The organism is Phenylobacterium sp., assembly GCF_036963605.1.
Lineage (GTDB): Bacteria > Pseudomonadota > Alphaproteobacteria > Caulobacterales > Caulobacteraceae > Phenylobacterium.
This window is the reverse complement of record NZ_JBALUY010000119.1, coordinates 1-7,073: the sequence shown is the minus strand read 5'-3', so window position 1 is coordinate 7,073 and position 7,073 is coordinate 1. Positions and strand designations below refer to the sequence as shown.

Here is a 7,073-nt window from a genome sequence, read left to right as displayed (position 1 = left end):
CACGCAGGCGGGCTTGGACTCGCCTTCGATCTCGATGGTGCATTCGTTGCGGATCTGCATGCCGCCAGCCTTCGGCTCGGCGCCGATCAGCTTCTGGCGCATGCGCACGCGCTTGCCGACGCGGACCATGTTGATGAAGCGCACCTTGTCCGAGCCATAGTTGATGCCGCGGGCCACGCCCTTGATCGGCAGCATGCCGGCGCCGAGGAAGGGGATCAGCGACAGGGTCAGGTAGCCGTGGGCGATCGGGCCGCCCATTTCCTTGGTGGCGCGTTCCACGTCCACGTGGATCCACTGATGGTCGCCGGTGGCTTCGGCGAACTGGTTGACCCGCTCCTGGGTGATCTCGACCCAGTCCGACACGCCGACTTCCTGACCGATCAGGCCGGGCAGATCCTTGAATTCCACCGGATTCATCGCTTGCTCCCTAAAGGTTTGAAACAGGTGTTCGGGTCTATCACCTGGGGCGGCGCGGGCAAGGGCGCTGCGCGCGGCGTCAGTGAGGGTCAGACGATCTTGGAGCCCTCCTTGCCCCAATAGGCGTCGCGGATCAGGCGCTTATAGAGCTTGCCGGTCGGGTGGCGCGGCAGTTCGGCCATGAAGTCCAGCATGCGCGGCGACTTCACATGGCTGAGATTGGCCCGGCAGAAGGCCATCAGCTCGGCTCGCAGGTCATCGCCGGCTTGCGACCAGTCCATGGGCTGGATCACGGCGACCACCTTCTCGCCCATCTCCTCGTCCGGAGCGCCCACCACGGCGGCGTCGGCCACCTTGGGATGGGTGATCAGCAGGTTCTCCAGCTCCTGGGGATAGATGTTCACCCCGCCGGAAATGATCATGAAGCTCTTGCGGTCGGTGAGGTAGAGGAAGCCCTCCTCGTCCACCCAGCCCACATCGCCCAGCGTCGTCCAGCCGTGCTGGTTGGTGTTCTCGGCCACCTTGTCCGGGGCGTTATGATAGGTGAGCGGCGTGCCGCCGGAAAAATAGACCACACCCTCGGTGCGCGGCGGCAGGGGCTCGCCGTCGTCCCCGCAGATCTTTACCTCGGCGGTGGTGCCCTTGCCCACCGAGCCCTTGTGGGCCAGCCAGTCGTGCGGGCCGATGTGGCAGAAGCCGTTGCCCTCGCTGCCGGCATAGTACTCGTGGATGATCGGCCCCCACCAGTCCATCATCTGCTCCTTGACCGGGATCGGACAGGGTGCGGCGGCGTGGACCGCTGACTTCATCGACGACAGGTCGTAGCGGGTGCGCACCTCCGGCGGCAGTTTCAGCATCCGAACGAAGTGGGTGGGGACGAACTGGCCGCAATCGATCTTGTACTTTTCGATCAGCTGCAGGGCGTGTTCGGGATCGAACTTCTCCATCACCACCACCGTGCCCCCCAGGCGCTGATAGCCCATGCACCAGCGCAGCGGTGCGGCGTGATACAGCGGCGCCGGCGACAGATAGGTCCCGTCGGGCGGGAAGCCGAACATGTGCTCGGCCATCATGGACAGCGCATTGGGGGCGTCGATGGGGCCCCCGGTCAGCGGCGGCTTGATGCCCTTGGGCCGGCCCGTGGTGCCGGACGAATAGAGCATGTCGGCGCCGGCGGTCTCATCGGCGATGGGGGTTTCGGGCATGGCCGCCCGGGCCGCCTCGAAGCTCTCATAGGGCCCGCGCGCCTCGCCGACCATGTAGAGCTTCACGCCGGGCAGCAGGGCCGGCAGCTCGTCGACCACCGGGCCCACGCCCCCGGAGGTGATCAGCACCTGAGCGGCGCAATCACCCATGATGTACTCGATCTCGCCGGCGGTCAGCTTGGAGGAGATACAGGCGTAGTAGAGACCGGCTCGCTGGGCGGCCCAGGCCACCTCGAAGAACCGCGGATGGTTTTCCATCAGGATGGCGATCACGTCGCCGGCCTTCAGGCCCAGCTTGCGGAACAGGTGCGCCCCTTGGTTGGAGCGGGCCTCCAGCTGGCCGTAGGTGACGGTCTCGCCGGAGCTCGCCATGACATAGGCGGCGCGCTCGGGGTGGGACTTCGCGTGATGCGACGGATGCATGGGCCTGTGTTTCCTCCGGACCGCAGCCCTCTTCGTCGGGGCCGTCGGCGCGCTGCTAGATGATCACTGTTCAGCGATGATGGGGTGCTTGACCTCCCGTCCGTCAAGCGGCTCCGATGGGGCAAATCCGACAAAGCGAAAGGGAGACGTCATGGCCATCAAGAGCCTCGCCGAATTCGAGACCTTGAAGCTCGAGCTGGAGGATGGGGTCGCCCAGCTGACCCTGAACCGGCCCGAAAAGCTCAACGCCTTCAACCCGCTGATGAACCGCGAACTGATCGCAGCCTTCGACCTGACCGACGGGAACGATGAGGTGCGCGCGGTGATCGTCACAGGGGCCGGGCGCGGCTTCTGCGCCGGCGCCGACCTGGCCGGCGGCGGATCGACCTTCGATTTCGACAATCGGGCCGCCGATCCCCTGGGGCAGCGGACAGAGTCCGGCGTCTATCGCGACGGAGGCGGCCTGGTCTCCTTGCGCATCTATGAGAGCCTCAAGCCGGTGATCGCAGCGGTGAACGGGGCGGCTGTGGGCGTGGGCGCGACCATGCAACTGCCCATGGATATCCGGCTGGCCTCGACCGAGGCCCGGTTCGGCTTCGTTTTCGCCCGTCGGGGCATTACGCCGGAGGCCTGCTCCTCCTGGTTCCTGCCCCGGCTGGTGGGCATGCAGACGGCGCTGGAGTGGTGCTATTCCGGCCGGGTCTTCGGCGCCCAGGAGGCCCTGGACCGCGGTCTTGTCCGGTCGCTGCATGCGCCCGAAGATCTGTTGCCCGCCGCCCGCGCCCTGGCCCGGGAGATCGTCGATAACGCCGCTCCGGTGTCGGTGGCCCTGACCCGCCAGCTCATGTGGCGCATGGCCGGCGCCGAGCATCCGATGATCGCCCACCGGGCCGACAGCCGCAGCATCCAGGCGAGGGGCGCCTCGGCTGACTCCAAGGAAGGGGTCGAGTCCTTTCTCCAGAAGCGGCCGCCCGTCTTCCCGGATAAGGTCTCCGACGGCCTGCCCGACATCTGGCCCGGATGGACGGCGCCTGATTTTTCCTGAGCGTCGCGGGCGGCGGGAACCCATGGTTAACGCCCCTGTGGTGGACTGCGCCTCCTGATGGACCCGAGCGCGCCCTTGCCCGACGATTCGCCGCCGCCTCAGCCGCGCTTCCGCGCCCGCGGCGCGTTGCTGCGGCGTTTGGCCGACGTGGTCTGCCTGCCGTCCAGCCGGGTCAACGCCTTCGAGCGCTCGGTCACCGCCGACCTGCTGATCGAGATGCTGCGAGACGCCTCCCCTGAGGAGCGCGCCCGGGTGTCGCGCCGGCTGGCCGGGCTGTCGGAGGTCCCCGCCCAACTCGCTCGCCTCCTGTTGCGCGACGAGGTCGAGGTGGCGCGTCCGCTGCTGACCGATTGTGAGAGCCTGTCGGACTCCGAGCTGCTGGATTGCGCCCGCATGGCCGGCTCGGAGCACAGGCTGATGATCGCCGGGCGCAAGGCGCTGAGCGAGGTGGTGGTGGAAGCCCTCGTCTCTTCCGGGGAAATGCCGGCGATCGACGCCCTGCTGGCCAACCGTGAGGCCCGCCTTGGCCATGCCAGCCTGGAGGCGCTGGTCGCCATCAGCCGCGAGGCGCCTCACCTGGCGCCGGCCCTGCTGCGCCGGCCTGAGCTACGGCCGGCCCAGGCCTATGTGCTGTTCTGGTGGGCCGATCACGAAGCGAGGCGGACCATCCTTCAGCGCTTCGCCGTTTCGCGCGAAATCCTGCAGGACGCGGCGGGCGATATCTTCCCGATCGCTGCGGAAGAGGGCTGGCAGGATCCGATGTCGCGCAAGGCTCTGCAGTTCATCGAGCGCCGGCAGCGCAATCGCGCCGCCATCGAGAAGAGCCCCTTCGCCAGCCTGGAGGCGGCGGTGTCGGCGGCCCAGCACGGCATGACCCGTGAGGTGGCCGAGGAGATCTCCTACCTTTCAGGCCTCAAGCCGATGACGGGGGCCAAGCTGTTCACCGATCCGGGTGGAGAGGCCCTGGCTATTCTGTGCAAGGCTACCGGGCTGCCGCGGAACGCCCTGCGCGCCCTGTGGCGGGGGCTGCGGCGTCCCGAGACCGATCCTGATGGCCAGCCCAATGCGGCCTTTGAGCGCAGCCTGCTCATCTATGACATGCTCGCGGTCGACCGGGCTCAGACCGTGCTGAGGTATTGGAACTGGTCGCTGTCCTCGGCCCTGACACCTGATCTGCTGCGGGCGATCCGAGATGGCGATGACACCGCCATTGATGAATACTCCCTGCCCCAGCGGGCGGCAATGCTGGCCTTTTCTAAGGAATTCGGCCGGAACTAGGCTGGGGCGTCGCATTATAGCGCTCCGGTGCAAATCAGCGCTATGCCAGAACGCTTGGCAACTCAACTAGAGCCTGTGTTGAGGTCGTGAAGGCATCCGCCAAGACATATTGCCCTAGGCTGCTCTTGTGTCGGTTCCTCCCCAGAGTTAAGTAGCTAACAACTGATCTGGGAATCAGATGTTGTGGCGCGCCCCTAGCGTCGATCTGGATAGAACAAATGGACGAAAAAACAGAAGTCATCGAGATGACGGCAGACATTGTGTCGGCCTATGTCGGCAACAATTCGGTGGCCGCCGCTGATCTGCCGAACCTGATTCAGGCGGTGCATCGCGCCCTCGCTGGCATCACCAGCGCGCCGGAAGCAGTCGAAGCGCCGCCGAAAGAGCCCGCGGTTCCTGTCCGCCGCTCGATCACGCCGGACTTCCTGATCTGTCTGGAGGACGGCCGCAAGTTCAAGTCGCTGAAGCGGCACCTGCGGACCAAGTACAATATGAGCCCTGAAGAATACCGGGCCAAATGGGGTCTGCCCAAGGACTATCCGATGGTCGCGCCGAACTATGCCAAGGCGCGCTCGGACCTGGCCAAGCAGATGGGCCTCGGCCAGGGCGGTCGCCAGGCCGCGCGCAAGAAGCGCTAAAGACCAGCCCTGTCAGGGCCACAGCTTGAGTCACCCGAAACGCCCGCCTCCGACGAGGCGGGCGTTTTTGTGTTGCAAACCGGTTTCTTGCCGCAGCAGACCGATTTCGCCTTGCCCTCGATTCGCCATACGGGCGATAAGTGATTCGTCGTGATTCCAAGGGGTTGTTAAGGAATCCAAACATGGCGGCGCAAATTGGGACTTCGGCGGCGGCCGCTCGTGCTCACGAGGAGATGTACAGCTATTGGGCTGGTCTCCGACGGGGCGCGCGACTGCCGGGACGCGGCGATGTCGATCCGGCGGCGCTCAAGCGTCTGCTGCCGACGGTCAGCCTGATCGATATCCGGCGCGAGCCGCTGGACTTCCGCGTCCGGCTGGCCGGCACGGGACTCTACAGCGTCTATGGTCGTGAGATCACCGGCCGGGCCCTTACCGATGTGTATAACGCCGCGGCTGCCGACTATTGGCGCGAGGAACTGACGGCGGTGGTCGAGGAGCGCCGGGCCGGCGTGGGCGTCCACTCCCTCTCCTGGCGCGGCGCCAATCACCTGTCCATCCTCTGGCTGCGACTGCCGCTGGCCTCCAATGGGCGGGACGTGGACATGATCCTGGGCTACGACACCGTCGTCGGCGTCCAGAGCGAGCCGGGATTTTCCGGCATCCGCGCCGCCTGATCCAGCCTAGCTGTTGGCGGCGTTCAGGGCCTCAGCGTCGCGGCCGATCCGCTGGGCCATCGCCGCCAGGCCGTTGGAGCGCTGGGTCGACAGGGCGCCGGCCAGGCCCAGCCGCTGGAAGGCGGCCTTGATATCGAAATCGATGATTTCAGCCGGGCGACGCTCGGAGAACAGCCGCAGCAGGATGGCGATCAGGCCCCGAACGATATGGGCGTCGGAGTCTCCCCGAAAGCGAACCGTTCCGTCACTCTGAGGTTCGGTGACCAGCCAGACCTGGCTGGCGCAGCCGCGAACCTTGTTGGCCTCCGATCGCTCGGCCTCGCTCAGGGGCGCCAGGTCGCCGCCCAGCTCGATCACGTAGCGATAGCGCTCTTCCCAGTCACCCAGGAGGTCGAACTCTTCGGCCAGGTCGTCGAGGGTTTTCTGGATGCCGGACATGCGGCTGCACTTAAGCCCCCCGGCCTGTCGGCGCAACGGCGCCGAGCGTTCAGGTCTTTGGTCAGGCCCGGGGGGCCGGCACGCGAACCGCAGCGCACAGGCCGCCTTCAAGCCTGGGCGTCAGAGTCAGGCCCCCGCCCATGCCGCGACACAGCATGAAGGCCAGCGGCAGGCCAAGGCCGGCGCCTTCGCCCCGCCGGATCAGCGCGTTCTCGCCCTGCTCGAAGGGGCGCAGAAGGCGCGGAATGTCCCGAGGGTCGACGCCTGGCCCCTGGTCGATGATGTTGACCAGCACCTCGGCGCCGCGCTGTCGAACCTGGACGCAAATCTCGCCCCCGCCGGCGCCGTGGACGATGGCGTTCGACAGCAGCGCCGCCAGGGCCGTGCGCAGGCCCTTGGGGTCGGCGATTACATCGGGCAGGGCGCCCTGATCCTCGACCACCACCTTGGCTTCGCGCGTACGTATCTCGTCGGCCAGGCCGTCCAGCACATCGTCCAGCACATGGTCCAGCGGCTCGCGGCGGGCGACGAGATCGGCCGCCCCGCTTTCCAGCCGCGCGATCTCCAGGACCTGATTGGAGAGCGCCAGCAGCTTCTGACCGCTGTCGCGGATCAGCTTGGCGTAGTCCTTGTATTCGGGCGCCCCCAGCGGGCCGTAGATCTCGGCGCTGATCAGTTCCGAAAAGCCCAGGATCGAGTTCAGCGGCGTGCGCAGCTCATGGCTGACCATCCGCAGGAAGGACCGGCGATGCTCCTCGGCGCGGGACTCCAGGCGCAGATGCGCGGCCCGCCGCGCCTGGCGCAGCTCAGCGGCCCGCTCACGCCGGCGAGCGTCGCTGTCGGGGTTCATCGGAAGCGCCTCTCGGCGCCGGAAGGCCGCATCGGCCATGGCGGTCGGCTCTCTTGGGGCGAAACCGCAAGACTGGGGCCGCCGGGCTTACGAATTCGTTTCTCC

General features: G+C 66.8%; 8 protein-coding genes. 4 read left to right on the top strand and 4 right to left on the bottom strand.

The window, feature by feature from the left end:
* Positions 1 to 417 (bottom strand): MaoC family dehydratase (locus V7702_RS16195; RefSeq protein ID WP_335651115.1); only part of this gene is annotated, 417 nt, incomplete at its 3' end.
* Between the two features lie 89 nt (positions 418 to 506).
* Positions 507 to 2,045, bottom strand: coding sequence for an acyl-CoA synthetase (locus V7702_RS16190; protein WP_335651114.1), 1,539 nt, complete (start codon positions 2,043 to 2,045; stop codon positions 507 to 509).
* A gap of 151 nt (positions 2,046 to 2,196) precedes the next feature.
* Between V7702_RS16190 and V7702_RS16185 the strand changes: the two genes are divergently transcribed.
* From V7702_RS16185 to mopJ, 4 genes are all read left to right on the top strand, one after another.
* Entirely contained in the window at positions 2,197 to 3,090 is an 894-nt protein-coding gene (locus tag V7702_RS16185; RefSeq protein ID WP_335651113.1) for a crotonase/enoyl-CoA hydratase family protein, read from the top strand.
* A 57-nt stretch (positions 3,091 to 3,147) separates the two neighbouring features.
* Positions 3,148 to 4,368 (top strand): DUF2336 domain-containing protein, encoded by a 1,221-nt coding sequence (locus V7702_RS16180; protein ID WP_335651112.1) that lies wholly within the window; start codon positions 3,148 to 3,150, stop codon positions 4,366 to 4,368.
* Positions 4,369 to 4,586: 218 nt separating this feature from the next.
* Entirely contained in the window at positions 4,587 to 5,006 is a 420-nt protein-coding gene (locus V7702_RS16175) for a MucR family transcriptional regulator (RefSeq protein ID WP_300579336.1), read from the top strand.
* A 182-nt stretch (positions 5,007 to 5,188) separates the two neighbouring features.
* Entirely contained in the window at positions 5,189 to 5,680 is a 492-nt protein-coding gene (mopJ, locus tag V7702_RS16170) for a motility/cell cycle regulatory protein MopJ (protein WP_335651111.1), read from the top strand.
* Between the two features lie 6 nt (positions 5,681 to 5,686).
* Here the strand turns inward: mopJ and V7702_RS16165 are convergent, their stop codons facing one another.
* Both V7702_RS16165 and V7702_RS16160 read right to left on the bottom strand, forming a co-directional pair.
* Positions 5,687 to 6,118, bottom strand: coding sequence for a SufE family protein (locus V7702_RS16165; RefSeq protein WP_335651110.1), 432 nt, complete (start codon positions 6,116 to 6,118; stop codon positions 5,687 to 5,689).
* A 61-nt stretch (positions 6,119 to 6,179) separates the two neighbouring features.
* Positions 6,180 to 6,968 (bottom strand): sensor histidine kinase, encoded by a 789-nt coding sequence (locus V7702_RS16160; RefSeq protein ID WP_335651109.1) that lies wholly within the window; start codon positions 6,966 to 6,968, stop codon positions 6,180 to 6,182.
* Between the last annotated feature and the right edge of the window lie 105 nt (positions 6,969 to 7,073).

Excerpts from the sequence above, each read along its gene's own strand:
- V7702_RS16180 (WP_335651112.1), top strand. The coding sequence starts at position 3,148 with ATGGACCCGAGCGCGCCCTTGCCCGACGATTCGCCGCCGCCTCAGCCG.
- V7702_RS16185 (WP_335651113.1), top strand. The coding sequence starts at position 2,197 with ATGGCCATCAAGAGCCTCGCCGAATTCGAGACCTTGAAGCTCGAGCTG.
- V7702_RS16160 (WP_335651109.1), bottom strand. The coding sequence starts at position 6,968 with ATGAACCCCGACAGCGACGCTCGCCGGCGTGAGCGGGCCGCTGAGCTG.
- V7702_RS16165 (WP_335651110.1), bottom strand. The coding sequence starts at position 6,118 with ATGTCCGGCATCCAGAAAACCCTCGACGACCTGGCCGAAGAGTTCGAC.
- V7702_RS16190 (WP_335651114.1), bottom strand. The coding sequence starts at position 2,045 with ATGCATCCGTCGCATCACGCGAAGTCCCACCCCGAGCGCGCCGCCTAT.
- V7702_RS16175 (WP_300579336.1), top strand. The coding sequence starts at position 4,587 with ATGGACGAAAAAACAGAAGTCATCGAGATGACGGCAGACATTGTGTCG.
- mopJ (WP_335651111.1), top strand. The coding sequence starts at position 5,189 with ATGGCGGCGCAAATTGGGACTTCGGCGGCGGCCGCTCGTGCTCACGAG.